The 22154-nt window shown below is 67.6% G+C and carries 29 protein-coding genes and 1 tRNA gene; 18 read left to right on the top strand and 12 right to left on the bottom strand.

Features of this window, described 5'->3' with window-relative positions:
* Positions 1–80: 80 nt before the first annotated feature.
* The 11 genes from I7X12_RS01210 to I7X12_RS01160 all read right to left on the bottom strand — a co-directional run bounded on the left by I7X12_RS01210 (position 81) and on the right by I7X12_RS01160 (position 11795).
* Positions 81–1058, bottom strand: a complete 978-nt coding sequence (locus I7X12_RS01210; RefSeq protein WP_198062071.1) for a Gfo/Idh/MocA family protein — start codon at positions 1056–1058, stop codon at positions 81–83.
* 79 nt (positions 1059–1137) lie between these two features.
* The gene (locus tag I7X12_RS01205) at positions 1138–2175 is read right to left on the bottom strand and encodes a 2-hydroxyacid dehydrogenase (RefSeq protein WP_232342973.1); all 1038 of its coding nucleotides are present in this window, start codon (positions 2173–2175) and stop codon (positions 1138–1140) included.
* Positions 2172–3686: an FGGY-family carbohydrate kinase gene (locus I7X12_RS01200; RefSeq protein WP_198062070.1), complete on the bottom strand. Its 1515-nt coding sequence runs from the start codon at positions 3684–3686 to the stop codon at positions 2172–2174. The genes I7X12_RS01205 and I7X12_RS01200 overlap by 4 nt, the downstream gene beginning before the upstream one ends.
* Positions 3683–4696 (bottom strand): class II fructose-bisphosphate aldolase, encoded by a 1014-nt coding sequence (fba, locus tag I7X12_RS01195; protein WP_198062069.1) that lies wholly within the window; start codon positions 4694–4696, stop codon positions 3683–3685. The genes I7X12_RS01200 and fba overlap by 4 nt, the downstream gene beginning before the upstream one ends.
* Positions 4697–4771: 75 nt before the next feature.
* Positions 4772–5182 (bottom strand): hypothetical protein, encoded by a 411-nt coding sequence (locus I7X12_RS01190; RefSeq protein WP_198062068.1) that lies wholly within the window; start codon positions 5180–5182, stop codon positions 4772–4774.
* Between the two features lie 126 nt (positions 5183–5308).
* Positions 5309–6241, bottom strand: coding sequence for a carbohydrate ABC transporter permease (locus tag I7X12_RS01185; protein WP_198062067.1), 933 nt, complete (start codon positions 6239–6241; stop codon positions 5309–5311).
* Between the two features lies 1 nt (position 6242).
* On the bottom strand, positions 6243–7205 hold the full coding sequence (locus tag I7X12_RS01180; protein ID WP_198062066.1) for a carbohydrate ABC transporter permease: 963 nt from the start codon (positions 7203–7205) through the stop codon (positions 6243–6245).
* Positions 7206–7237: 32 nt separating this feature from the next.
* Positions 7238–8527, bottom strand: coding sequence for an ABC transporter substrate-binding protein (locus I7X12_RS01175; protein ID WP_232342969.1), 1290 nt, complete (start codon positions 8525–8527; stop codon positions 7238–7240).
* Between the two features lie 284 nt (positions 8528–8811).
* On the bottom strand, positions 8812–9969 hold the full coding sequence (locus I7X12_RS01170; protein ID WP_198062064.1) for an ABC transporter ATP-binding protein: 1158 nt from the start codon (positions 9967–9969) through the stop codon (positions 8812–8814).
* A 78-nt stretch (positions 9970–10047) separates the two neighbouring features.
* Positions 10048–10857: an aldo/keto reductase gene (locus I7X12_RS01165; protein WP_198062063.1), complete on the bottom strand. Its 810-nt coding sequence runs from the start codon at positions 10855–10857 to the stop codon at positions 10048–10050.
* 113 nt (positions 10858–10970) lie between these two features.
* Positions 10971–11795 (bottom strand): hypothetical protein, encoded by an 825-nt coding sequence (locus I7X12_RS01160; RefSeq protein WP_198062062.1) that lies wholly within the window; start codon positions 11793–11795, stop codon positions 10971–10973.
* A 249-nt stretch (positions 11796–12044) separates the two neighbouring features.
* Between I7X12_RS01160 and I7X12_RS01155 the strand changes: the two genes are divergently transcribed.
* Complete coding sequence (locus I7X12_RS01155; RefSeq protein WP_198062061.1) at positions 12045–12218, top strand: hypothetical protein; 174 nt, start codon at positions 12045–12047, stop codon at positions 12216–12218.
* Positions 12219–12410: 192 nt separating this feature from the next.
* Here the strand turns inward: I7X12_RS01155 and I7X12_RS01150 are convergent.
* Positions 12411–12481: transfer RNA gene (locus I7X12_RS01150), tRNA-Gly, on the bottom strand.
* 604 nt (positions 12482–13085) lie between these two features.
* Between I7X12_RS01150 and I7X12_RS01145 the strand changes: the two genes are divergently transcribed.
* The 17 genes from I7X12_RS01145 (at position 13086) to I7X12_RS01065 (ending at position 22154) form a co-directional block, all read left to right on the top strand.
* Positions 13086–13997: a putative RNA uridine N3 methyltransferase gene (locus I7X12_RS01145; RefSeq protein ID WP_198062060.1), complete on the top strand. Its 912-nt coding sequence runs from the start codon at positions 13086–13088 to the stop codon at positions 13995–13997.
* A gap of 5 nt (positions 13998–14002) precedes the next feature.
* Entirely contained in the window at positions 14003–15052 is a 1050-nt protein-coding gene (gene rpl3p / locus I7X12_RS01140; protein ID WP_198062059.1) for a 50S ribosomal protein L3, read from the top strand.
* A gap of 3 nt (positions 15053–15055) precedes the next feature.
* On the top strand, positions 15056–15799 hold the full coding sequence (gene rpl4p / locus I7X12_RS01135; protein WP_198062058.1) for a 50S ribosomal protein L4: 744 nt from the start codon (positions 15056–15058) through the stop codon (positions 15797–15799).
* A 58-nt stretch (positions 15800–15857) separates the two neighbouring features.
* Positions 15858–16112, top strand: a complete 255-nt coding sequence (locus tag I7X12_RS01130) for a 50S ribosomal protein L23 (protein WP_198062057.1) — start codon at positions 15858–15860, stop codon at positions 16110–16112.
* 2 nt (positions 16113–16114) lie between these two features.
* Positions 16115–16837, top strand: a complete 723-nt coding sequence (locus I7X12_RS01125; RefSeq protein WP_198062056.1) for a 50S ribosomal protein L2 — start codon at positions 16115–16117, stop codon at positions 16835–16837.
* Positions 16834–17256 carry a 30S ribosomal protein S19 gene (locus I7X12_RS01120; protein WP_198062055.1) on the top strand — a complete coding sequence of 141 codons (423 nt, stop codon included), beginning with the start codon at positions 16834–16836 and terminating at the stop codon, positions 17254–17256. The genes I7X12_RS01125 and I7X12_RS01120 overlap by 4 nt, the downstream gene beginning before the upstream one ends.
* A 1-nt stretch (position 17257) precedes the next feature.
* Positions 17258–17725, top strand: a complete 468-nt coding sequence (locus I7X12_RS01115; protein ID WP_179918219.1) for a 50S ribosomal protein L22 — start codon at positions 17258–17260, stop codon at positions 17723–17725.
* Positions 17725–18672 carry a 30S ribosomal protein S3 gene (locus I7X12_RS01110; protein ID WP_198062054.1) on the top strand — a complete coding sequence of 316 codons (948 nt, stop codon included), beginning with the start codon at positions 17725–17727 and terminating at the stop codon, positions 18670–18672. Before I7X12_RS01115 ends, I7X12_RS01110 begins: the two co-directional genes overlap by 1 nt.
* A complete protein-coding gene (gene rpmC / locus I7X12_RS01105; protein WP_198062053.1) occupies positions 18669–18875 on the top strand; it encodes a 50S ribosomal protein L29 in 207 nt (68 codons plus the stop codon). The genes I7X12_RS01110 and rpmC overlap by 4 nt, the downstream gene beginning before the upstream one ends.
* A 64-nt stretch (positions 18876–18939) precedes the next feature.
* A complete protein-coding gene (locus I7X12_RS01100) occupies positions 18940–19224 on the top strand; it encodes a ribonuclease P protein component 1 (protein ID WP_198062052.1) in 285 nt (94 codons plus the stop codon).
* Positions 19215–19541 (top strand): 30S ribosomal protein S17, encoded by a 327-nt coding sequence (locus I7X12_RS01095; RefSeq protein ID WP_006884835.1) that lies wholly within the window; start codon positions 19215–19217, stop codon positions 19539–19541. The genes I7X12_RS01100 and I7X12_RS01095 overlap by 10 nt, the downstream gene beginning before the upstream one ends.
* The gene (locus I7X12_RS01090) at positions 19541–19939 is read left to right on the top strand and encodes a 50S ribosomal protein L14 (RefSeq protein ID WP_006884834.1); all 399 of its coding nucleotides are present in this window, start codon (positions 19541–19543) and stop codon (positions 19937–19939) included. The genes I7X12_RS01095 and I7X12_RS01090 overlap by 1 nt, the downstream gene beginning before the upstream one ends.
* On the top strand, positions 19936–20298 hold the full coding sequence (gene rplX / locus I7X12_RS01085) for a 50S ribosomal protein L24 (RefSeq protein WP_198062051.1): 363 nt from the start codon (positions 19936–19938) through the stop codon (positions 20296–20298). The genes I7X12_RS01090 and rplX overlap by 4 nt, the downstream gene beginning before the upstream one ends.
* The gene (locus tag I7X12_RS01080; RefSeq protein WP_198062050.1) at positions 20295–21062 is read left to right on the top strand and encodes a 30S ribosomal protein S4e; all 768 of its coding nucleotides are present in this window, start codon (positions 20295–20297) and stop codon (positions 21060–21062) included. Before rplX ends, I7X12_RS01080 begins: the two co-directional genes overlap by 4 nt.
* On the top strand, positions 21059–21589 hold the full coding sequence (locus I7X12_RS01075) for a 50S ribosomal protein L5 (RefSeq protein ID WP_198062049.1): 531 nt from the start codon (positions 21059–21061) through the stop codon (positions 21587–21589). Before I7X12_RS01080 ends, I7X12_RS01075 begins: the two co-directional genes overlap by 4 nt.
* On the top strand, positions 21586–21765 hold the full coding sequence (locus I7X12_RS01070) for a 30S ribosomal protein S14 (RefSeq protein WP_198062048.1): 180 nt from the start codon (positions 21586–21588) through the stop codon (positions 21763–21765). The genes I7X12_RS01075 and I7X12_RS01070 overlap by 4 nt, the downstream gene beginning before the upstream one ends.
* On the top strand, positions 21762–22154 hold the full coding sequence (locus I7X12_RS01065; protein ID WP_198062047.1) for a 30S ribosomal protein S8: 393 nt from the start codon (positions 21762–21764) through the stop codon (positions 22152–22154). Before I7X12_RS01070 ends, I7X12_RS01065 begins: the two co-directional genes overlap by 4 nt.

The following is a 22154-nucleotide window of genomic DNA, read 5'->3' as shown; positions in this document are numbered from 1 at the left end:
CGTACGGATCGTTGCGAGACAGTCGGGATCGACCGCACGCAGTCGTCGCTCGACCCGAGAACCGCTTGCAACAATCCGTATCAGTCCAGATCGACGCGGTCGCCGGTCGCACCGCTCTCGTAGACGGCGTCGAGGACGCGCGCCTGGTTCACGCTCTCTTCGCGGTCGATCCGTGGCGTCTCACCCGCCTCGATGCAGTCGGCGAAGTGTTCGACCTCCAGCCGGTAGTGGTCGGTCGGGTCGAACCGTTCGGTGACCTCGCGGCCGCCGACGCCGTAGGTCAGCGAGGTCTCGCCCTCGACGTCGACGTCGAAGGTCGGCTCGGCTCTGAGCCAGCCGTCGGTCGTCTCGACGCGGTAGTACTGGGTCAGCGGCGTCTCGAAGCCCGACTGGACGCGGGCGACCGCGCCCGAGTCGTACTCCAGCACGCCCGCCATCTCCGTCTCGACGCCGCAGTCGCGGCCGTCGTGGGTGGTCGCGTAGACGCGGTCGGGCTCGCCGAGGAACAGCCGTGCGGCGCTGACGGCGTAGGTACCCACGTCGTAGACCGAGCCGCCGTCGAGATCGGGGTCCAGCCGGATGTCCGCGGCGCCGTCGGCCATCCGGAAGGTAAAGGCCGAGGTGACCGCGCGCACCTCGCCCAGTTCCTCGTCGACGATCTCGGCGGCGCGTTCGGTCAGCGGATGGAAACGGTACATGAACGCCTCCATCACCGTGACGCCCCGGGCCTCGCAGTAGTCGAAGACCTCGCGTGTCTCGGCGGCGGTCCCGGTGAAGGGCTTCTCGCAGAGGACGTGCAGGCCGGCGTCGGCGGCTTTCTTCGTCCACTCGCCGTGGAGTCCGTTCGGGAGCGGGTTGTAGACGGCGTCGAGGCTGTCGTCCTCGAACATCGCCTCGTAGCTCCCGTAGGCCGCGTCGACGCCGAAGTCGTCGGCCAGCGCCCGGGCGGCCGACTCGTCGCGCGAGGCGACCGCGCCGATCTCGTGTTCGCTCGCGGCGATCGCCGGCATGACGGACTCGACCCCGATGTCAGCGGTACTGATGATTCCGAATCGCATGGGCTGCTCCACGGCCGGAACGACCGTAAAGACAGGGGGAGCCCGGCGTTCTCTCCGGGAGGGGCGGATAGTCGGCGCGCTACTCGACGGTGTTCACGGGAGCCTCGTCGTCGAGCCAGCGGGCCAGATCCTCGGAGACGATGCGCGGGCCGCCCAACACCGCGTCGCGGGTCGACCCGGCGACGTGGGGCGTCAGGACGACCCCCTCACAGTCGAGCAGCGGGTGGTCCTCGGCGATCGGTTCCTCGCGGAACACGTCGAGGGCGGCGCCGGCGAGTTCGCCCGACTCGACCGCCTCGACGAGCGCGTCTTCGTCGACCAGCCCGCCGCGGGCGGTGTTGACGAGGAACGCCGAGGGCTTCATCCGGGCGAGTTCGTCCTCGCCGACGAGCCCCTCGGTCGCCTCGGAGAGGCGCACGTGCAGGGTCACGGCGTCGGCGCGGTCGAGGAGCTCGTCGAGGCCGACCGCCTCGGCGCCCGTCTCTTCGATGGCCGCGTCGTCGACGTAGGGGTCGTGGGCGAGGACCGTCGGCTCGAAGCCGGAGAGCCGCCGGGCGACGCCGCGGCCGATGTTGCCGAAACCGACGACGCCGATCTCCGTGGTCCGAACGTCTGGGGGCAACCGCTCGGGGTCGAACACCTGGTCCCACTCGCCGCCCGAGAGCGCGTCGTGGTGGAACGGTATCTCGCGGAACCGCGAGAGGAGCATGGCGACCGCGTAGTCGGCGACGGCGTCGCGGTTCCGACCTGGTGCGTGGAGGACTTCGACGCCGCGCTCGCGGCAGGCCTCGACGTCCACGTTCTCCGTGCCGCCGCGCGCGGCCGCGACCAGATCCAGCGATTCCGTCGACTCGACCAGTCCCCGCGAGACCGGCGCCTTGTGGACCACGAGGACGTCGGCGCCGACGACCCCCTCACGGATGTCGCCGTCGTCGAACGAGCCCGGTCCCTCGGCCTCCATGCTCATCGTCTCGTCGCGGAACGCGGTGGGCGTGGCGTCGCCCATCCAGTCCATCCGGCGGAACTCGACGCCGCGGTCCTCGAGGTGGCCGAGCGCCTCGTACATGTACTCGCTCGGCTGTTGGGGGTCGCCACATAGTAGCACTGTTGTGCTCATTCTCTTCCTCCTCTTTGCCCCGAGAGTCGCATTAGTGTTCCCCAGGCCGGCCCCATCGCGTCGCGGGCTTCCTCGAACGCCGCCGCCACGGTCCGGTAGCGCTCTGCGCGCTCGGAGTCGGGGTCGTGGCGTCGCTGGATTCCGACCGTCTCTGCGACCGCCCCGTCCACGTCGGCGTAGACGCCCGCGGCGACGCCGCCACAGACCGCCGCGCCGCGGGCGCCCATCTCGGTCCCGTCGGGCACGCGAACCGTGTCGTCGAGCAGGTCCGCGAACGTTCGGGTCCAGAGGTGGCTCTGCGCGCCACCCCCGCTGACTCGCAGGTCGTCGACCGCCACGTCGAAGTCCTCGACACCCAGCGCCAGTGCCGTCGCGACGCCGTCGTAGACCGCGCGGAGCATCCGGTCCCGCGACGCGTCGAGGTCCAGCCCGTAGAACCCGCCACGCGCCTCCGGGTGGTCCGTCGAGCCGTTGAGATAGGGATGGAAGAGCACCCCCTCGGCCCCGGCGGGGACGCTCGCGGCGCGCTCCTCGTACACCTCGTAGGGGTCGACGCCACGCTCGTCGGCCTCGGCGCGCCACTCGTCGCCGAACTCGTCGACGAACCAGTCGAGGCAAGCCGCGCCTGCCCTGGTTCCGCGATACCGGAGCCACCCGTCGAGATAGCGCCGCGGGAGCCCGCCCGAGCCCGCGTCCGGCCCGTCGGTCACGACGACGCTCTGGCCCCAGGTACCGAGAATGACGGTCGCCTCGCCGGGCCCGGTCACGCCCGCGCCGAGCGCGCAGGCACCCACGTCGTGCAGGCCGGCAGCCACGGGCACGCCCTCCGGAAGTCCGGTCTCGGCCGTAGCGTCGGCAGTGACCGTCCCGCAGGCGTCGGTGCTGTCGATCACGTCGGGCACCGCGCCGGCGTACTCGTCGAGGTCGAGCGCGTCCAAGACGGCCTCGGTGTCTCCGTCCGGCGGCACGAGCGCCGAGCCGTCCATCGCGTCGGTACTGCGCGCGCCCGTGAGCCGGTTGGCCAGCACGTCCTTGCAGAACAGGACGGTATCGATCCGCTCGGCGACGGCCGGGCGTTCGCGGTCGAACCACCCCAGTAGACAGTACGGGTCCGCGCCGAACGGGCGCCAGCCCAACAGGTCGGCCGCCTCGTCGAGCCGTCCGTCGGCCGCCCAGGCGTCGAGCACCGCGGCCCCGCGGTCGTCGGTGGACTTGACACCGCAGACCGGGTCGCCGGCCTCGTCGAGCGCGTAGAGCCCGTGCCCGTGCCCCGAGAGCCCGACGCCTGCGACTGCCTCGGAGTCGACCGCTCCCTCTGCCAGTACCGAGTCGATCACGTCGACCGCGGCCGCCCAGAGGTCGTCGTGGTCCTGCTCGTCGCGGCCCGGCGCGGGGGAGCGACCGGGGGTGTCGGTCGACGATCCAGCGACCGCGGTCCCAGATCGGTCGAACGCGACCGCCTTGACGTTCGTCAGCCCGGCGTCGACCCCGAGCAGTAGCGGTTCGCTCATCGCTCGGCGTACAGGCTCTCGCCGGCGCAGCCGGTCACCTCGGCGAGGTCGGCCATCACGTCGGCCAACCGATCCCGGACCTCGCCGCCCACGACGTGCGGGTGGAAGTACGTCTTGTCGGGCGACCACTCCGCGCCCGAGAACATCGACCCGCGGTCGTCGGCGGCGCCTTCGGGCGGGCGGACGGCGTCGTCGTGCTCGTGGTAAAAGTCCGCCGCGGTGCGCGCGTACTCGTACTGGTAGCGGGTGTTCTTGTTGAACTTCGGGACGCCCGCGTCGAGGAAGGATGCGATCTGCTCGTCGGAGAGGCCCGAGGCGCCGTGGACGACCAGCGGGATATCGTGACCGGCCTCGCGGAGCGCGTCGTCGACCTCCTGCGCCACGTCGGGACGCACGTCCAGATCCACGCCCGACGCCACGCCGTGTTGGGTCCCCACCGAGATCGCCAGCAGGTCGACACCCGTCCGCTCGACGAACTCGACGGCCTGCTCGGGGTCCGTGTAGAAGGCGTCCTCCGCGGCGGTCTCGACGCCGCTCTCGGTGCCGGCCACCCGGCCGAGTTCGGCCTCGACGAGCGTCTCACGCTCGCTCTCTCGCACCCGCTCGACGGCCTCGCTCACCAGGTCGACGTTCTCCTCGAACGGTCTGTCCGAGGCGTCGACCATCACCGAGGAAGCGACGCCGGTCCCGACGACGGTGTCGAGGAAGTCGCGCTGGTCGGGCAGACGAACGTGGTCGACGTTGCAGAACACGCCCACGTCGGTGCGTTCGGCGAAGCGTTCGAGGTAGGCGCCGAAGGCGTCGAGACCGACGGCCGGGTCGCCGTCGCCGTAGAAGGCGGCGGACTCGCGGCTCACCTGGAAAACCGCGTCGGCCCCGACGCGGTCGGCGCCCCGGAGCAAACCGACGAGGATGTCGAGCTGCGTGACGTTGCTCGCGAAGAAGCCGTACCCAGCCTCGCGCGCCGCCGCGTACACCGACGAGAGAGCCGCCCCGTCCTTGTATGGCATAGGCTCACGATAGCACGCCGTTCACCTATACGTGCCGCCCGCGGCGAATCGGTCGGGTTCGCGGGCGCCGCGGCGTCACCACTCCGTGTCGGTCCGCTCGAGAAGCTGCGCCCAGATCGACTCGGCGCCGCCGTAGAACGTCATCCACGCCGTCACCGCGAACGCGGCGACCCCGGCCAGAAACCCGGCGGCCTGCGCGACTATTCCCGTGCCGAGGGGGAGGAAGACGACGAACTGCACGATGGCGATCGCCGCCACGATCATCGTTATCGTGAACACGGAAAATCGCAGATACGGGTGCTTCGCTTCCCACCGCTCGGGTCGGTGCTCGATAGCCACGTAGATAGCCGGTCCGAACAGGAGGACGAACCCGAGGACGTGGCGTAGTTCCTCGGCGTCGCTGCCGGCGGGGACGATAGACCCGGCGATGGCGCCGCCGAGCACGCCCAGTCCCAGCGCCCACGACGCCGGGTGTCCGAAGTTCACCGCCACGCCGACCGCCTCCCGCCGGCTTCAGCCATCGGTCCGGTGGTCCGTTCCATCGTCCCTCGAGTTCGACGGACGCATTCGTAATGGTTTCGAGACGCGGAAAATCGCCGCTGGGCCCGTCGGTCAGGCGTCCGACGCGAGCCCCTTGGCGAACTGCTCGGCGAACAGCGCGTAGATGATCAGCGTCGGCAGGGCGGCGAACAGCGCGCCGGCCATGCGCAGCCCGTAGTCGATGCCCGAGAGGTCGGCACCCAGTCCGGAGAGGACGAGCGTGACCGTCGCCGCCGGGCTGGAGGAGCTCCCGATCAGCGTGAGGCTGAACAGGAACTCGTTCCAGATGGCGGTGAACTGGTAGATGAACACCACGCCGATCATCGGTTTCGACAGCGGCAACACGATCCGTCGGTAGATCGTGGCGATCGACGCGCCGTCGATCTTCGCCGCCTCGACGAGTTCGTCGGACAGGGTCAGGTAGTAGCCGCGGAACAGGAGCATGCACAGTGGGATGCCGTAGACGACGTGGGTGATCGTCAGCGACAGCAGTCGCGCGTGCTCGCGCTGCATGAACGACAGCTCCCAGACCGGGGCGAGGATCTCCACGAGCGGGAAGATGTTGATCCAGAAGTCCGACAGCGGGACCAGCACCGCCTGGTAGGGGATGAAAATCCCGATGAGGAACAGGATCAACACGGTGAACTGCGCGCGGTCGCCCCAGTCGACCAGCGTCAGGCCGTAGGCGGCCGTGCTCCCCAGAAACACCGAGACGATCGTCGACGGGACCGTCATGACCAGCGAGTTGACGAACCCGGTCGCGAGGTTCTGGTACGCTCGGGCCCAGTTACCCGTGGTGAACCCGTCGGGCCCCGGCGGTACGAACGGTGTCGTGAACGTGACGGCCTGGCTCGTTTTCAGCGAAGTGACCAGTCCCGTCCAGATGGGCGCGATGAAGAAGGCGAAGAAGATCGTGATGATCAGCGACAGGCCTATCTTCCAGTAGTCGAGCTCCGGAAGGATGTCTGCGAACGACTCGTCCTGGGATTGGGTTGCTTTGGCCATCTTAGAGACTCCCCTGCTTGTGCTGATAGTGGAGGTACGGGGCGATCACGGCCAGCGCCATCAGCAGCAGGATGGTGGCGATGGCGGCGGCGTACGCCCAGTTCTGTAGTTTGAACGCCTCGCGGACCATCAGCGTCGCGAGGATGTCCGTCGCCTTCGGCACGCGGTACTGCCCGAACATCGAGAACAGGAAGGTGAACGCCTTCAGCGCGAAGATCATCAACACGACCGCGGCGCTGACCGACGAGGACTTGAGCTGGGGAATGATCACTCGCCAGTAGGTCTTGAGGATGCTCGCGCCGTCGACCTGTGCGGCCTCGAACTGGTCGTCGGGCAGCGACTGGAGCCCGGCGAGGAAGACGATCATCGCGTACCCGCTGAACTGCCAGATCAACGCGAAGATGACCGCGCCCAGGACGAGATCCGGGTTGCCGATCCAGTTGAACGGACCGAGCCCGACCACCCCCAACAGCGTGTTGACCAGCCCGTTGTTGACGTTGTACATCCAGAGCCAGAACTGGGCGGTCACCACGAACGACAGCGCCATCGGCAGCAGGTAGATGGTCTGTATCTGCTCTTTGAACCGGATCCCACGGTCGAGCATGATCGCCAGGAACAGCCCGAGCAGCATCGTGACCGTGGTGAAGACGATCAACAGGACGAACGTGTTCTTGCCGGTGGTCCAGACCCAGGGGTCGTTCATCGCCTGGACGTACATCTCGAAGTCCAGCTGGGTGAAGTCGGGGCCCTGGTTGAATCCCTCGTAGTCGGTCAGCGAGATCAGCGTGTTGTAGCCGATCCCGCCGTAGACGCCGAGGGCCATGACCGAGAAGGGGACGAACCAGAAGGGAAACGAACGGACGAAGTCGCTCTTCGAGAACGCGACGAGCCGGGCACGCCAGTCGGCCTCGCTGGCGCTCTCCACGTTCCGGGATCCGGACACTGTGTCTTGTGAGCTTGCCATAAATTGTAGATAATGGTGGTCGCCAGGACCGCTCAGAAGACCTGCATGAGGCTATCGGCGGTGGGTTCGGGCTCGTAGGGGCCCATGAAGTTCGAGGCGATGGCGTCTTTACACGCGCTGAGTTCGTCGGCGGTGGCCGCAAGCCCGTGGGCGAGCGTCGGGGGGAACTTCTCCAAGTTGTTCAGGTCCTCGACGTTGAGGTTGAGGAAGTCGGTCAATCGGCTACCGTCGACGTCGGTGCGCAGCGGGATCGATCCCTTGAGGTTGTTGAACTCGACCTGCACGTCCTTGGTGCCGATGAACTCGGCGAACACCTCGGCCTTCCGCGGCGCGTTGCCGTCCCGGGGGAACAGGAAGTTGTCGAGGTGCCAGACGTACATGTCGTCGGTGCCCGGCCAGGCGACCCAGCCCCAGTCTTCTTCGTACTCGAAGCCGTCGGTGTTACGGTACATCCCGTAGGCCCAGTTGCCCATCGTGAAGAACGCGGCGTCGCCCGCGATGAGCTTGTCGTTGGCCTCGGGGAAGCTGATCGAGGACTTGTCCTCGTTCGTGTAGTTCTCGATGATGTTCGCCGTCTTCTCCAGCGAGCGGACGAGCGCCGCGCGGTCGCCCTCGCCGTCGAGCCACGCTTCGTAGGCCTCCTGCCCTTCGGTGCCGAGCATGACCTGGACGAAGTACTGCAGCGGCGCCCACGACCCGCGCGTAGTCATCGTCATCGGGATCGCGTCCGTCTCGCTCTGGACGGCGTCGAGCGCGTCGATATACGCGTCGTAGGAGGTGATCGACGCGGGGTCGACCCCCGCGTCTTCGAGGACGCTCACGTTGTAGAAGAGGTTGTTCAGTCGATGTGAACCGAGCGGGATCGAGCGGTACGCGTCGTTGAGCCGGCTCGCCTCCCGCGCCTTCGGGTGTATCGTCTCGGTGTAGTCGTTCTCCTCCCACACGTCGTCCATGCTCCGCAGTCGCCCGCCGTACTGCTCCATGGTCTTGCCGGGCCAGGACGCGAACGCGTCCGGGGGGTTGCGGTTGGCGAGGCGCCGTGCGACCGTCGCGTTGAGGTTCTCGTTCGCGTCGCCACCGATGGGTTTGATGTCGTGTTCGACGTCGGGGTGTCGCTCCTCGAACATTTCGACGAGCCTGCCGACGGCGGCGGCGCCGTCGCCGCCGGTCCAGCCGTGGAGCGCCTCCATGGCGTTGTCCGACATCGTGGCGGTGCCTCCGCCGTCGCCACCGTCACCGCCGTCACCGCCGTCGCCACCGTCGCCACCGTTACCACCACCGCTGCAGCCCGCGACGAGAGCACCGACACCTAGCGAACTCATCTGTATCATGCGACGTCGCGTCAGATCCACTCTGTCACTGTCGGAACTGCCATCTCGTGACATGCACCCTGCTAACGATTCTACCTACATAATCATTTGGGAAGTTTATCGCCTATTGATACAAAACAGGCGTTTTAGGCCCTATGCTCCGCATACTTTCGGTCGTTAAATATTAATTAACGAGGAATTTGCGTAGGCGAACCAGACCGGGGTGGGCCGAGAGACGAGACGAGTCGTGACAGGCGGGGCCGTCGGTCGGCTCTCGAGGGACGGCGGTCGGATCCTCAGGCCGATTGGGCCGTCCCGATATCTTCTACCTGTTCGACGTTGGTGAGCTGGCGGTTGTGGAGCGCGTCGCCGGTCGCGGAGTCGAAGAGGTGGATCGCTTCCTCGGGGAAGTGGACGCCGACTTCCTGACCGGACGCGAGGTATCGCATCCCGTCGACCATGACGGTGAGGCGGGTGTCGGCGTCGCCGAGCCGGAGGTGGACGGCGTTCTCGTCGCCGTGGGGCTCGACAACGTCGACCGTCGCCGGGACGAGATCGGCGTCGGTCTCGTCGTATTCGTCGGCGATTTCGACACTCTCCGGCCGGACACCGAGGGTGATCTCCGCGTGGCCGTCGACCGCAGTCGCCGCTTCCGGGGAGAGGCGATAGTCGAACGCCTCGCTGGTCAGGGTCTCGCCGTCACGTTCGAGTTGGAAGAAGTTCATCGACGGCTCCCCGAGGAAGCCGGCCACGAACACGTTCGCGGGCTCGTGGTAGCACTCCATCGGGGTCCCGAGCTGCTGGAGTTCCCCACCGTCCAGGATGGCGATGCGGTCGCCCATCGTCATCGCCTCCGTCTGGTCGTGGGTCACGTAGATAGTCGTCACGTCGAGGTCCTCCTGGAGCTGCTGGAGCTCCGTACGCATCTCCGCGCGCAGCTTGGCGTCGAGATTCGACAGGGGTTCGTCCATCAGGAACACCGCCGGACTCCGGACGATCGCCCGGCCGAGCGCGACGCGCTGCTGTTGCCCGCCCGACAGCGCGCTCGGCTTCCGGTCGAGCAACTGGGTGATATCCAGCGTCCCCGCCGCCTTCTCGACGGTCTCTCCGATCTCGTCGCCGGACATCTCCGTCGACTCCTCGAGCCCGAACGACATGTTCTCTCGGACGGTCATGTGCGGATACAGCGCGTAGGACTGGAACACCATCGCGATGTCCCGTTCCTGAGGACGTTTGTCCTGGATCGGGTCTCCACCGATCGATATCTCCCCGTCCGTCGGCGTCTCCAGGCCCGCCACCATCCGCAGCGTCGTGGACTTCCCACACCCGGACGGTCCGACGAGCACCACGAACTCGCCGTCCTCGATGTCGAGATCCAGATCGTCTACCGCGACGATCTCGTCGTCGCCGTCCTGGAACACCTTGGTAATTTTATTCAAGGTAAGGTCTGCCATACCCTACCGTATGGGGAGAAGGTAATATATGCTTCGGCGGGCCGAGCGTCTACGAACCCTCGGCACGGGAGACGATTGTCACTTCCAGGGTGCGCCTTCGCGGTCGACGAATCGCTCCCGCGTCGTGACGGCGTCGATGCGTTCGACGTCGTCCGGGTCGAGTTCGAGGTCCGTGGCCGCGAGGTTGTCCTCGAGATGGTCGGGTCCGGTGGCCTTCGGAACGGCCACGACGTTGTCGGGGTGAGTGACCCACGCGAGACACGCCTGCGCCGGTGAGACGCCGTGCTTCTCCGCGACCGCCTCGACGGCCGGCAGGTCGAGCGCCTCGCCGCGACCCAGCGGGGAGTAGGCGACGAGGTGATAGTCGTGGGACTGGGCGTGAGCGACGAGTTCCTCGCGCGGAAGCATCGGGTGCCGTTCGACCTGGTTGGCGAACAGCGGCGCGCCCAGGTGGTCGCGAGCCTCCTCGAGGAGTTCGATGTCGAAGTTCGAGACGCCGACGCGGCGGGCCAACCCGTCGTCGACGAGGTCGTCGAACGCCGAGAGCGTCTCGGCGGCGTCGTAGTTGCCGACCGGCCAGTGGACGTACACCAGATCGAGGTGGTCCACCTCGAGCAGCGACAGGCTCTCTTCGATGCCGTCGTACACCTCGTCGGAGGCGAGTCCCTCAGCCATCGGGTGGAGCTTCGACGCGAGGAACACGTCCTCGCGAGCGACGTCCGCGGCGGCGATACCCTCGCCGACCGCGGCCTCGTTCCCGTAGAACCGCGCGGTGTCGACGTGGCGGTACCCCATCTCCAGGGCGTCGGTCACCGTCTGCGCACACTGCTCCGGGTCGTCGTTCTCCCAGGTCCCGAGCCCGATCGGCGGGAGTCGGTCGTCCGTCATACCCCTACCCTACGAGCGGACGCTGGTAGTTCTTTCCTCGGTCACGGACGTTCGCGCCGCGTTCGGCCACAGCCGTTCGCGCCGCTCGCTCCCCCGAAACGACGATCCGGTCGTCACTCCTCCGGGTCGGCTTCCCCTCGAGCGAGCATCTCGGCCCTGGCGGCGTCGACCCAGTCCGGTCGACGGACCGTCGTCGAACCGATGTCGGTGAGTCGCGCGTCTCGCCGCACCCGGACCGTCCGGTCGTCCAGCGTCGCGTCGTAGGTCAGCCGCCACCGCGAGATCACGCCTCGCTCGGAGAGCACCACCGTCAGCGAGACGTTCCGCGGGTTCTCCAGATAGGGGGGGCTCGGTAGCGCCGCGGGGTCCCGGAGCGAACTGCCGACGAGCGTCACCCCGTCGGGACGCTCGACCACGGAGAGGCGCGTCGCCGAGAGCGTGCGCTCGATGAGCGGCAGCGACGTGAACTCCTCCGTCTCGTCGGACCGGGACCACCCGTAGAAGCTCGTCCGCTCGGAGAGGATCCGCCGGCTCGCGTAGACGCTCTCGTTGCCCCAGTACTCGATAGGGGCCGCGAACCGCCCCAGCGGGAACTCGTTCACCCGCCGGTCGATCCGCCCCGAGTACGCCCCCCGGTCGTTGGCGATCGCCCGGGTCCGATTGGTCACCCACATCGTCCCGTTCGAACCGACCACGCGCTGTTTGCTCACGAACGTGTAGTTCGTCTCGCTCAGCCGCCGCTCGTGGGTGCCCGCCACGACCTCCGCGGCCACGTCGTCACGGGCGATCCCCGGGGAGAACTCCGGGGCGTCCGTCGGAACCGGGGCCGGAGACACCGTCTCGTCGACGGTCGGTTCCCCTCCAGCGAGGGCGCCACAGCCGGCGAGCAGGACTAACAGCGCCAGCGCGAGCGAGTGTGCCAACCGGTCACACTGCATCGGCAGTACTCTGGGCCGAGGCCACAAGTGGCTATCGGTCGGGTCGACGCTCGAGCCGCGCCGTCGGAACCGCTCGAGCACGTCGAGTTCGACGGTCGCTCTGTCGAGGTGGGAGAGTCTGTGGGTAACGGAGGCGGCTCGCGGCCGGGCACGCGATTCGATGCCGCTCGGCTGCCCACTGGTTGCACGGTTCTCAAACGAGATACTCAGACCGAAACGTTAAGTATCGAACTCCGCCGTCCCTGTGGTATGACCGGCTTACCGGACTCGCCGTCCTACGAGGACGACGAGACGCTCGCGAAACTACAGCAGGCGCTGGACGACGCGACTGGCGTCGACATGCGCGCCGCGCTCGAAGGCGCCATCGAGGATCGGAAAGCGGAGATCCGGCGTGAGGCGCCCGCCTCTCGGCCCGCGAACTGAGACCGTTCTCGCTCCCGCGCACTCTGCGGCCGGAAAGCAACGATTAATCATAATCGATTCTCGGAGGCGATCCGCTATCTCGGACCGAGACCGCAAGAGGGAGGCTACGCGTCCGAGAGACGGAAAGAGAACTCAGACCCGTCGGTCCGAGAGACGGGAAGCGGTCGCTCGCGGAGTAGTTCGCGAAAGGAGTGCGACGGGCGAGATTTGAACTCGCGTTAGGACCGTGGCAGGGTCCTGTGATACCACTACACCACCGTCGCTCACTTCGTTCGCGACGTGCATCGCGGACTTCGTCCGCTCAACACCGTCGCACGCACGCTCGGCGCCCACCGGTCGACCCGGCGCGCCTCACATCATAACGGAGTGGCGGATAGGGATAAAAGACTTCCGAAACGGGCGGAGTGGCCGACGGAACCGGCGTGCCCCCTGTCGATTCGCGACGGTGAACGGCGCCCGCCCGGTCGGCCGACCGGCACCACGCTTTTCCGGCCGGCGACGCGTGTCGATACGCGTTATGCCGGGCGACCCAGTTCAGTGTCCAGTCTGCGGGTGGACAGGCCAGCCGAACGACCTCGACGCCGGACAGGGCCGCGGTAGCTGTCCGGTCTGCGACGAGACGATACCGAGCCACGACTAGTCGGCGTGGCGCTCGACCGCCGGCTCGCTCGACTGCCGATCGCGGCGATATCTACCCCGACGGCAACCGGAGACCACCCGGTACGTATCGAAGCGCTTCGAACGGTGTATGTGTGAACGGTGGCCATGTGAAAGCCTCTCCTCCGCGCGCGTGAAGCGCGCTTTTTTTAAGGGTGGGCTGGGGATGTATCGCTACAGTCTAGTGGCGCGGCGCGGAAGCGTCACGGCATGACCACCAGCGTGCTCGTGCCGGCATCCCTCACCCGGGAAGCCGAAGACAAACGCGAGGCGACTCGCAAAGTCGGCTACGTGGCCCGTGCGGCCGCGATATTCCGGGTGGACCGCCTGACGGTCTATCCCGACCCCGACGGGGTCGAGAAGCGAGGTGCCGGGTTCGTCGAAACGGTGCTGCGGTACGCCGCCACACCCCCCTACCTCCGAAAGGAAGTATGGGACAGGCGGGGCGAACTGGAGTACGCGGGGGTCCTGCCGGCGCTCCGGGTCCGCTCATGGACCGGCTCCGGTTCGGACGAATCGGGGTCGTTAAGACAGGGAATCGTGACCGAGGTCGGTGCTGATGGACGCGTACGGGTCAATTGCGGCCTGCAACACCCAGTCTCCCTGCCCGTGCCCTCCGGAATGGAGGTCGGGGAGGGGGAGCGCGTCTCCGTCAGGGTCTCTTCGCGACGACCGGTTCGGGCGAAGCTCGTCGACGAGCCCGCGGCAGGGTTCGTCGTCGACTCGACCGATATCGACGACGCACTCGCGCGTCCGGACGCCGGGCTGACCATCGCGGCCTCTCGCTACGGCGAGGAGCTGACCGTCACGAAGCTCGACCAGCTGGTCGGACGGCTTCGTGGCGGCGATGGCGACGCATCCGGTGCCGAGACGAGCGGATCCGACGAATCTGACGCATCCGACGGCGAGGCGGCGCCCCTGGGCGACCTGACGGTCGCCTTCGGTGCGCCCGAGCGGGGGCTGCCCCCTATCCTCGGCGAGGACCCGGACACCGTCGCGGCGGAGACAGGCGACGAAAGGTTCGACCTCTGGCTCAATACGGTTCCAGACCAGGGTAGCGAGGTCGTGCGAACGGAGGAAGCGGTGTTCGCCACGCTCTCGCCCCTCAGGCTGACGAGGTAAGACACATGCCAGGAACGAACAGACCACGCAAAGGCTCGCTGGGCTTCGGCCCGCGTACGCGAGCGGCGAGTGAGACCCCGCGGTTCAACAGCTGGCCCGACGACGACGGCCAGCCGGGTCTCCAGGGCTTCGCCGGCTACAAGGCCGGCATGACACACGTCGTGCTGATCAACGACGAGCCCGACTCCCCCCGCGAGGGGATGGAGGAGACCGTCCCGGTGACGGTCATCGAGACGCCGCCGATGCGCGCGGTCGCGCTCCGAGCCTACGAATCGACGCCGTACGGCCAGCGTCCCCTCACGGAAGTGTGGGCCGACGAGTTCCACGGTGAGCTCGACCGGACCATCGACGTGCCGGAGGACCACGACGCTGACGCCGCAGAGGAACAGATCCGACAAGCACACGAGGCCGGCGACCTGGGCGACGTGCGCGTCATCACGCACACCGTCCCCAACGACATCGCCGGCGTCCCGCGCAAGAAGCCCGAGGTCATGGAGACCCGAGTCGGCGGCGGCTCGCTCGACGACCGCCTCGACTTCGGTCTCGATCTGGTCGCCGACGGCGGCGAGCACTCGATGACCGACGTCTTCCGCGCCGGCGAGTACGCCGACGTGGCCGCGGTCACCAAGGGGAAAGGGACCCAGGGTCCCGTCAAGCGCTGGGGCGTCCAGAAGCGGAAGGGCAAACACGCCCGCCAGGGCTGGCGCCGACGCATCGGCAACCTCGGTCCGTGGAACCCTTCGCGCGTGCGCTCGACGGTCCCCCAGCAGGGCCAGACCGGGTACCACCAGCGCACCGAGCTGAACAAGCGCCTCATCGACATCGGTGAGGGCACCGACGCCACCGTCGAGGGCGGCTTCGTCAACTACGGCGAGGTCGACGGGCCGTACACGCTCGTCAAGGGCTCGGTCCCCGGTCCGGACCAGCGCGTCGTGCGCTTCCGACCGGCGGTCCGCCCGAACGACCAGCCGCGCCTCGACCCCGAGGTCCGGTACGTCTCGACCCAGTCCAACCAGGGCGGGCGCGGGACCGCCGCGACCACACAGGAGGACTAACGTATGGAAGCTACAGTACGAGACCTGAACGGCGACGACGACGGGAGCGTCGAGCTCCCCGCCGTCTTCGAGACGGACCTCCGCCCGGACCTGATCCGGCGAGCCGTCCACGCCGCGCAGGCCAACCGCAAGCAGGACTACGGAGCCGACGACTACGCCGGGATGCGCACGCCCGCCGAGTCCCAGGGGAGCGGCCGCGGCATGGCCCACGTCCCCCGGGAGAACGGTCAGGGGGCGCGCGTGCCCCAGACCGTCGGCGGTCGCAAGGCCCATCCGCCGAAAGAGGAGAAAGACCAGGGCCTCGACATCAACACGAAAGAGAAGAAGCTCGCCGTCCGCTCGGCCCTCGCGGCCACGACGGACGCCGAAGTCGTCGCCGACCGCGGCCACGACTTCGACGACGACGCGGAGCTCCCGCTCGTCGTCTCCGACGACTTCGAGGACCTGGTCAAGACCCAGGAGGTCGTCGACGTTCTCGAGACCCTCGGTGTCGACGCCGACATCGAACGCGCCGACGAGGCGACGGTTCGCGCCGGCCGCGGGACGACCCGCGGGCGCAAGTACAACCGCGCGAAGTCGATCCTCTTCGTGACGAGCGAGGAGCCCTCGACGGCCGCCCGCAACCTCGCGGGCGCGGACGTGACGACCGCGCGCGAGGTCAACGCGGAGGACCTGGCGCCCGGCGGCGACGCCGGTCGCCTCACGATCTGGACCGAATCGGCCGTCTCGGAGGTGGCCGACCGATGAACACCGTCGCACGCGGAGCGCGCGACGAGCTCATCGTTCTCACCGGAGGTGAGAGCCGATGAACTCCGTCATCAAGTACCCGAACATGACGGAGAAGGCGATGGACGACCTGGACTTCCAGAACAAGCTCCAGTTCGTCGTCGCCGGCGACGCGAGCAAGCCGGAGATCGCCGACGCCGTCTCCGAGCAGTTCGACGTCACCGTCGTGAACGTGACGACGCAGGTCCAGCCCGACGGCGAGAAGAAGGCGTACGTCGAGCTCTCTGAAGACGACGAGGCCGAGGACGTGGCCTCACGGATCGGGGTGTTCTGACCATGGGACGACGAATCCAGGGACAACGACGCGGTCGCGGCACCTCGACGTTCCGGGCGCCGTCGCACCGCTACAAGGCGGAACTGTCGCACCGGACGGTCGAGGACGGCGACGTCGTCAACGGGACGGTCGTCGACATCGAACACGACCCGGCCCGCTCGGCGCCCGTCGCGGCCATCGAGTTCGAGGACGGCGACCAGCGTCTCGTCCTCGCGCCCGAGGGCGTCGGCGTCGGCGACCACATCCAGGTCGGCGTCAGCGCCGAGATCGCCCCGGGCAACACGCTCCCGCTGGCGGAGATCCCCGAGGGGATCCCCGTCTGTAACGTCGAGGCCAACCCCGGCGACGGCGGGAAGTTCGCCCGCGCCTCGGGCGTCAACGCCCAGCTGCTGACTCACGACCGCAACGTCGCGGTCGTCACGCTCCCGTCGGGAGAGACCAAGCGGCTGGACCCCGAGTGCCGCGCGACGATCGGCGTCGTGGCCGGCGGTGGCCGGACGGAGAAACCGTTCGTCAAGGCCGGCAACAAGCACCACAAGATGAAAGCGCGGGGCACGAAGTGGCCCAACGTTCGCGGCGTGGCCATGAACGCGGTCGACCACCCCTTCGGTGGGGGCGGTCGCCAGCACCCCGGCAAGCCCAAGTCCGTCTCGCGGGACGCCCCGCCGGGCCGGAAAGTGGGTGACATCTCCTCGCGCCGTACCGGCCGAGGTGGCAACAAATGAGTTCGGAATACCAGATCGGCCACGAAGGTGAGTTCACCTACCGTGGTCACACGCTCGACGAGCTGCAGGACATGAGCCTGGAGGACGTCGCGGAACTGCTGCCCGCTCGACAGCGGCGAAGTATCACGCGCGGCCTCTCCGTGGAGAAGGAGAAGCTGCTCGACGAGGCCCGCGAGGCCGGCGAAGAGGAGACCGCCAACGACCCCATCCGCACGCATCTGCGCGACATGCCGATCGTGCCGGAGATGGTCGGGCTGACCTTCGCCGTCTACACCGGCCAGAGCTTCGAGCGAGTGAACGTCGAGCCGGAGATGCTCGGCCACTACCTCGGCGAGTTCCAGCTGACACGGACCTCCGTCGAGCACGGCCAGGCCGGCATCGGGGCCACGCGCTCCTCGAAGTTCGTACCGCTCAAATAACATGGGAATCAGCTACTCAGTCGACGCCGACCCGGAGACCACGGCGAAAGCGATGCTTCGGGAGCGTCAGATGAGCCACAAGCACAGCAAGGCCATCGCCCGCGAGATCAAGGGCAAGACGGCGGGCGACGCCGTCGAGTACCTGCAGGCGGTCATCGACGAGGAGCAGTCGGTGCCGTTCCGCCAGCACAACTCGGGCGTCGGTCACCGAAACGACATCGACGGCTGGGACGCCGGTCGCTACCCAGAGAAGGCCAGTAAAGGCTTCCTCGACCTGCTCGAGAACGCAGTCGGCAACGCCGACGAGCAGGGCTTCGACGGCGAGAACATGGAGATCATGCACGTCGCCGCCCACAAGGTCGGCGAGTCCCAGGGTCGCAAGCCCCGCGCGATGGGGCGCGCATCCCCCTGGAACTCCCCGCAGGTCGACGTCGAGTTGATCCTCGAAGAGCCGGAGGGTGAGAACTGATGGCCGACGAACAGCAGTTCATCGAGGACGGCCTCCAGCGCACCCAGATCGACGAGTTCTTCGCCGACGAGCTGGGCCGCGCGGGTTACGGCGGCATGGAGGTCGCCAAGACCCCGATGGGCACCCAGATCGTCCTGAAAGCCGAGAAGCCCGGGATGGTCATCGGCAAGGGCGGGAAGAACATCCGCAAGGTCACGACGGAGCTCGAGGACCGCTTCGACCTGGAGGACCCGCAGGTGGACGTCCAGGAGGTCGACGAGCCGGACCTCAACGCCCGGATCGTCGCCGACCGCCTGGCAAACGCCCTCGAACGCGGCTGGTACTTCCGCAAAGCCGGTCACACCACGATCGACCGGATCATGGAGTCCGGCGCGAAGGGCGCCGAGATCGTCCTCTCGGGGAAGGTCACGGGCGCCCGCTCGCGCGTGGAGAAGTTTAACCGCGGCTACATCAAGCACAACGGTGAGCCGGCCGAGGACATCGTCGACCACGGGGTCGGCACCGCGGTCATGAAGCTCGGCACCATCGGCGTGCAGGTCAAGATCATCCCGCCGGAGGCCGAGCTTCCGGACGACTTCGAGGTCTACGAGGACATGGAAGTCGAGGACTACGTCGCCGACGTCGACGACGAGTCCGTCGAAGAGCTCCTCGAGGGCGAGCCCGAGGACGGCGAGGGCGAGTCGGCGGCCGAGTCCGAGGCCGACGAGGAGTCGGCCGAACCCGACGTCGACGAGGAGGTCATCGAAGAGGCCGCCGAGGAGACCGAGGAGTTCGACGACGTGGACGTGCCCGACGACGACGAGATCGAGGACGAACTCGAGGACCTCGACGAGGCCGTCGACGAGGAACTCGACGAGGAGACCGAGGCGGAAGCCGAGGAACTCGTCGAGGAGATGGAAGAGGCCGACGAGGCCGACGCCGACGACGAGGAGGGTGACGACGAATGACCGTCCTCTACACCGAGGAGATCCGCGACATGACGCCCGCCGAGCGGGAGTCGGAACTCGAAGAGCTGGAGACGGAGCTGCTCAACGACCGCGCGGTCAAGGCCGCCGGTGGCGCCCCGGAGAACCCGGGTCGCATCAAGGAGCTTCGGAAGGCGATCGCGCGGATCAAGACGATCCAGCGCGAAGAGGGGGACCTCGAATGAGGTCCCGACAGCTGAGCGGCGTCAGCCGCGAAGCAGAAGGCGACCTCGAGGAGTCCGAGTAACGATGCTGACACCCGAGACGCTCACACGACACGAACTGGTCGGGCTGTCCGCTCGCGTTCGCGCGAGCGACAACCCCGACCTGCTCGGCATCGAGGGCCGCGTCGTCGCGGAGACGACGAACACCCTCGGAATCGAGCGCGCGTCTCGGGTCGCGACGGTCCCCAAAGCGGGGACCACCTTCGAGTTCGAGCTCGCGTCGGGTGAGCTCGTGACTGTCGAAGGGCGCAGGCTGGTCGCGCGACCAGCACGACGAACGGAGAAATCTGGTGATAGCAAATGGCGCTAGGATTGAACGTACAAGAACCCGACGCGGTCTGTGACGACGATAACTGCCCGTTCCACGGCACGCTGAGTGTCCGCGGGCAGACGATCGAGGGCACAGTCGCGTCGACCGACATGGACAAGACCGTCGTCGTCGAGCGAGAGTACGACGTGCCGGTGCCGAAATACGACCGCCTGATGAAACGGCGGAGTCGTGTTCCGGCCCACGCACCGGAGTGCCTCGACCTCGACGAGGGCGAGACAGTGACGATAGCGGAGTGTCGACCGCTCTCGAAGACGAAGAGCCACGTGGTCGTTTCCCGCGAGGGAGGTGACGACTGATGGAGGCGATGAAGGCGGACGTGACCCAGGGCCTGGAGAAGGGCTCGCTGATCAACTGCGCCGACAACACCGGCGCACGCGAACTGAAGGTCATCTCCATCGCCGGCTACTCGGGAGCGAAGAACCGCCATCCGAAGGCGGGCATCGGTGACAAGATCACCGTCTCGGTCACGAAGGGGACCCCGGAGATGCGGCGGCAGGTGCTGGAGGCGGTCGTCGTCCGCCAGCGCAAGCCGATCCGCCGTCCGGACGGCACCCGCGTGAAGTTCGAGGACAACGCGGCGGTCGTCGTCGACGACAACGAGGACCCCCGCGGTACCGAACTGAAAGGACCCATCGCCCGCGAGGTCGCGGAGCGATTCGGATCGGTCGCCTCGACGGCGACGATGATAGTATGAGCAAGCAACCACGCAAACAGCGGAACGACGACGCTTCGGCGCCGCTGCACGAACGCCACGAGAAGGTCCGGGCGACCCTGTCGGGGGACCTCCGTGACGAGTACGGGCAGCGGTCGGTTCGCGTCAACGAGGGCGACACGGTCGAGGTGCTGCGCGGCGACTTCGCCGGCGAGACCGGCGAGGTGGTCGACGTGGACCTCTCCGAGACCGCGGTTCGCGTCGAGGACGTGACCGTCGAGGCCGCGGACGGCGAGGAGGTTCCCCGTCCGGTCGACGCCTCGAACCTGCGGGTCACGGACCTGACACTCGAGGACGACCTGCGCCAGAAGCGTCTCGAATCTGAGGAGGACAGCGCATGACGAAACATCAGAAGCGACTCTCGGTGCCGAACAGCTGGCCGATCGAGCGCAAGACCGAGACGTTCACCGTCAAGGCCGACGCCGGTCCCCACGGCGAGGCGGGGGTTCCCCTGCTCATCGTCCTGCGGGACGTGCTCGGCTACGCGGACACCCGCAAAGAGGCGCGCTACGCCCTCGACCAGGACAGCGTCCTGATCAACGGCAAGGCCGTCTCCGACGAGGAGCGTCCGGTCGGGATGTTCGACATCCTCGCGTTCGTCGAGCGCGACGAGTACTACCGCGTGTTCCCCGGCGACGGCGGTCGGCTCGCGCTGACCCCGATCGACGCCGAGGCCGCGGACTCGGCGCTCGGCAAGATCGTGAACAAACAGCACGTCCCCGGCGGGGACGTGCAGCTGACCCTGCACGACGGCCAGACGCTGGTCGTCGACGAGGGCGACCCCTACGACGGCGGTGACTCCGTGGTCGTCTCGAACGACGACGGCGAGATCGTCGCGCACTTCGAGTACGAGGAGGGCGCGCTGGTGACGGCCGTCGACGGCGCCCACGCTGGCGAGGTCGGCACGGTCGAGACCATCCAGGTCACGCCCGGCAGCGCCTCCAACAACGTGCTCGTCGAGCAGGACGACGCCGATGGCTTCGAGACGGTCGAGGAGTACGTCGTCGTCATCGACGAGAACTTCACCGACGACGAGGGCGAAGGCCCCGAGGACGTGACCGAGGAGGCCGCGGCCGACGTCGAAGACGGAGGTGACGACGAATGAGCTCGGAGAGCGCCGATTCGGGCTTCCACGAGATGCGCGAACCGCGCGTCGAGAAGGTCGTCGTCCACATGGGCGTCGGCGAAGGCGGCCGCGAGCTCGCGGACGCCGAGGAGATCCTGGAGGACGTGGCCGGGCAACAGCCCGTCCGCACGCAGGCCCAGGCGACCGTCGGCGAGTTCGGCGTCCGCCAGGGCGACCCCATCGGTGCGAAGGTCACCCTGCGCGACGAGGACGCCCGCGAGTTCCTCGAGACCGCGCTCGGTCTGGCCGACCTCTCGGAGTCGCAGTTCGACGACACGGGCAACTTCAGCTTCGGCGTCGAGGAACACACCGACTTCCCGAGCCAGGAGTACGACCCGAACACCGGTATCTACGGGCTGGACGTGACGGTCAACCTGGTCCGGCCGGGCTACCGCGTATCGAAGCGAGACAAGGCGTCCCGACAGATCCCGTCGAGCCACCGGCTGGACGTGGCGGACGCGGTCGCGTTCGTCGAGGGGGCGTTCGACGTGGAGGTGAGCGAATGAGCGAGAGCGAATCCGAGTCCGAAACCGGCGAGCAGGTTGCAAAGCGGACCGGCCAGCTGGAGTCCTGTCAGCGCTGCGGGCGCGAACAGGGACTGGTCGGCAAGTACGACATCTGGCTGTGTCGCCAGTGCTTCCGAGAGATCTCGCGAAGCATGGGCTTCAGGAAGTACTCATGACAGGAAACGACCCACTCGCCAACGCGCTCTCGGGCATCGACAACGCCGAGAGCGTCGGGCATCTCGACCACGAGGTATCACCCGCCTCGAACGAGATCGGCAGCGTGCTCGAGGTCTTCTACGACCGCGGGTACATCGACGGCTTCGAGTTCGTCGACGACGGCAAAGCCGGTCAGTTCGAGGTCGAACTGAAAGGAGCGATCAACGAATGTGGCCCGGTCCTGCCCCGCTATTCGGCGGGCGCCGACGAGTTCGAGAAGTGGGAGAAGCGGTTCCTCCCCGCCCGTGACTACGGGACGCTCGTCGTCACGACCAGCCACGGGATCATGAGCCACTACGAGGCCCGCGAGGCGGGCGTCGGTGGCCAGGTCATCGCGTACGTATACTGA

The sequence above is a fragment of the Halosimplex litoreum genome (assembly GCF_016065055.1).
GTDB lineage: Archaea > Halobacteriota > Halobacteria > Halobacteriales > Haloarculaceae > Halosimplex > Halosimplex litoreum.
The sequence above is the reverse complement of the archived record's forward strand: the minus strand, read 5'-3'. Positions and strand labels throughout refer to the sequence as shown.

What these genes read in the sequence shown, in the direction of transcription:
- I7X12_RS01210 (WP_198062071.1), bottom strand. Translation starts at nt 1,058, where the DNA reads ATGCGATTCGGAATCATCAGTACCGCTGACATCGGGGTCGAGTCCGTC.
- I7X12_RS01205 (WP_232342973.1), bottom strand. Translation starts at nt 2,175, where the DNA reads ATGAGCACAACAGTGCTACTATGTGGCGACCCCCAACAGCCGAGCGAG.
- I7X12_RS01200 (WP_198062070.1), bottom strand. Translation starts at nt 3,686, where the DNA reads ATGAGCGAACCGCTACTGCTCGGGGTCGACGCCGGGCTGACGAACGTC.
- fba (WP_198062069.1), bottom strand. Translation starts at nt 4,696, where the DNA reads ATGCCATACAAGGACGGGGCGGCTCTCTCGTCGGTGTACGCGGCGGCG.
- I7X12_RS01185 (WP_198062067.1), bottom strand. Translation starts at nt 6,241, where the DNA reads ATGGCCAAAGCAACCCAATCCCAGGACGAGTCGTTCGCAGACATCCTT.
- I7X12_RS01180 (WP_198062066.1), bottom strand. Translation starts at nt 7,205, where the DNA reads ATGGCAAGCTCACAAGACACAGTGTCCGGATCCCGGAACGTGGAGAGC.
- I7X12_RS01175 (WP_232342969.1), bottom strand. Translation starts at nt 8,527, where the DNA reads ATGAGTTCGCTAGGTGTCGGTGCTCTCGTCGCGGGCTGCAGCGGTGGT.
- I7X12_RS01170 (WP_198062064.1), bottom strand. Translation starts at nt 9,969, where the DNA reads ATGGCAGACCTTACCTTGAATAAAATTACCAAGGTGTTCCAGGACGGC.
- I7X12_RS01165 (WP_198062063.1), bottom strand. Translation starts at nt 10,857, where the DNA reads ATGACGGACGACCGACTCCCGCCGATCGGGCTCGGGACCTGGGAGAAC.
- I7X12_RS01160 (WP_198062062.1), bottom strand. Translation starts at nt 11,795, where the DNA reads ATGCAGTGTGACCGGTTGGCACACTCGCTCGCGCTGGCGCTGTTAGTC.
- I7X12_RS01155 (WP_198062061.1), top strand. Translation starts at nt 12,045, where the DNA reads ATGACCGGCTTACCGGACTCGCCGTCCTACGAGGACGACGAGACGCTC.
- I7X12_RS01145 (WP_198062060.1), top strand. Translation starts at nt 13,086, where the DNA reads ATGACCACCAGCGTGCTCGTGCCGGCATCCCTCACCCGGGAAGCCGAA.
- rpl3p (WP_198062059.1), top strand. Translation starts at nt 14,003, where the DNA reads ATGCCAGGAACGAACAGACCACGCAAAGGCTCGCTGGGCTTCGGCCCG.
- rpl4p (WP_198062058.1), top strand. Translation starts at nt 15,056, where the DNA reads ATGGAAGCTACAGTACGAGACCTGAACGGCGACGACGACGGGAGCGTC.
- I7X12_RS01130 (WP_198062057.1), top strand. Translation starts at nt 15,858, where the DNA reads ATGAACTCCGTCATCAAGTACCCGAACATGACGGAGAAGGCGATGGAC.
- I7X12_RS01125 (WP_198062056.1), top strand. Translation starts at nt 16,115, where the DNA reads ATGGGACGACGAATCCAGGGACAACGACGCGGTCGCGGCACCTCGACG.
- I7X12_RS01120 (WP_198062055.1), top strand. Translation starts at nt 16,834, where the DNA reads ATGAGTTCGGAATACCAGATCGGCCACGAAGGTGAGTTCACCTACCGT.
- I7X12_RS01115 (WP_179918219.1), top strand. Translation starts at nt 17,258, where the DNA reads ATGGGAATCAGCTACTCAGTCGACGCCGACCCGGAGACCACGGCGAAA.
- I7X12_RS01110 (WP_198062054.1), top strand. Translation starts at nt 17,725, where the DNA reads ATGGCCGACGAACAGCAGTTCATCGAGGACGGCCTCCAGCGCACCCAG.
- rpmC (WP_198062053.1), top strand. Translation starts at nt 18,669, where the DNA reads ATGACCGTCCTCTACACCGAGGAGATCCGCGACATGACGCCCGCCGAG.
- I7X12_RS01100 (WP_198062052.1), top strand. Translation starts at nt 18,940, where the DNA reads ATGCTGACACCCGAGACGCTCACACGACACGAACTGGTCGGGCTGTCC.
- I7X12_RS01095 (WP_006884835.1), top strand. Translation starts at nt 19,215, where the DNA reads ATGGCGCTAGGATTGAACGTACAAGAACCCGACGCGGTCTGTGACGAC.
- I7X12_RS01090 (WP_006884834.1), top strand. Translation starts at nt 19,541, where the DNA reads ATGGAGGCGATGAAGGCGGACGTGACCCAGGGCCTGGAGAAGGGCTCG.
- rplX (WP_198062051.1), top strand. Translation starts at nt 19,936, where the DNA reads ATGAGCAAGCAACCACGCAAACAGCGGAACGACGACGCTTCGGCGCCG.
- I7X12_RS01080 (WP_198062050.1), top strand. Translation starts at nt 20,295, where the DNA reads ATGACGAAACATCAGAAGCGACTCTCGGTGCCGAACAGCTGGCCGATC.
- I7X12_RS01075 (WP_198062049.1), top strand. Translation starts at nt 21,059, where the DNA reads ATGAGCTCGGAGAGCGCCGATTCGGGCTTCCACGAGATGCGCGAACCG.
- I7X12_RS01070 (WP_198062048.1), top strand. Translation starts at nt 21,586, where the DNA reads ATGAGCGAGAGCGAATCCGAGTCCGAAACCGGCGAGCAGGTTGCAAAG.
- I7X12_RS01065 (WP_198062047.1), top strand. Translation starts at nt 21,762, where the DNA reads ATGACAGGAAACGACCCACTCGCCAACGCGCTCTCGGGCATCGACAAC.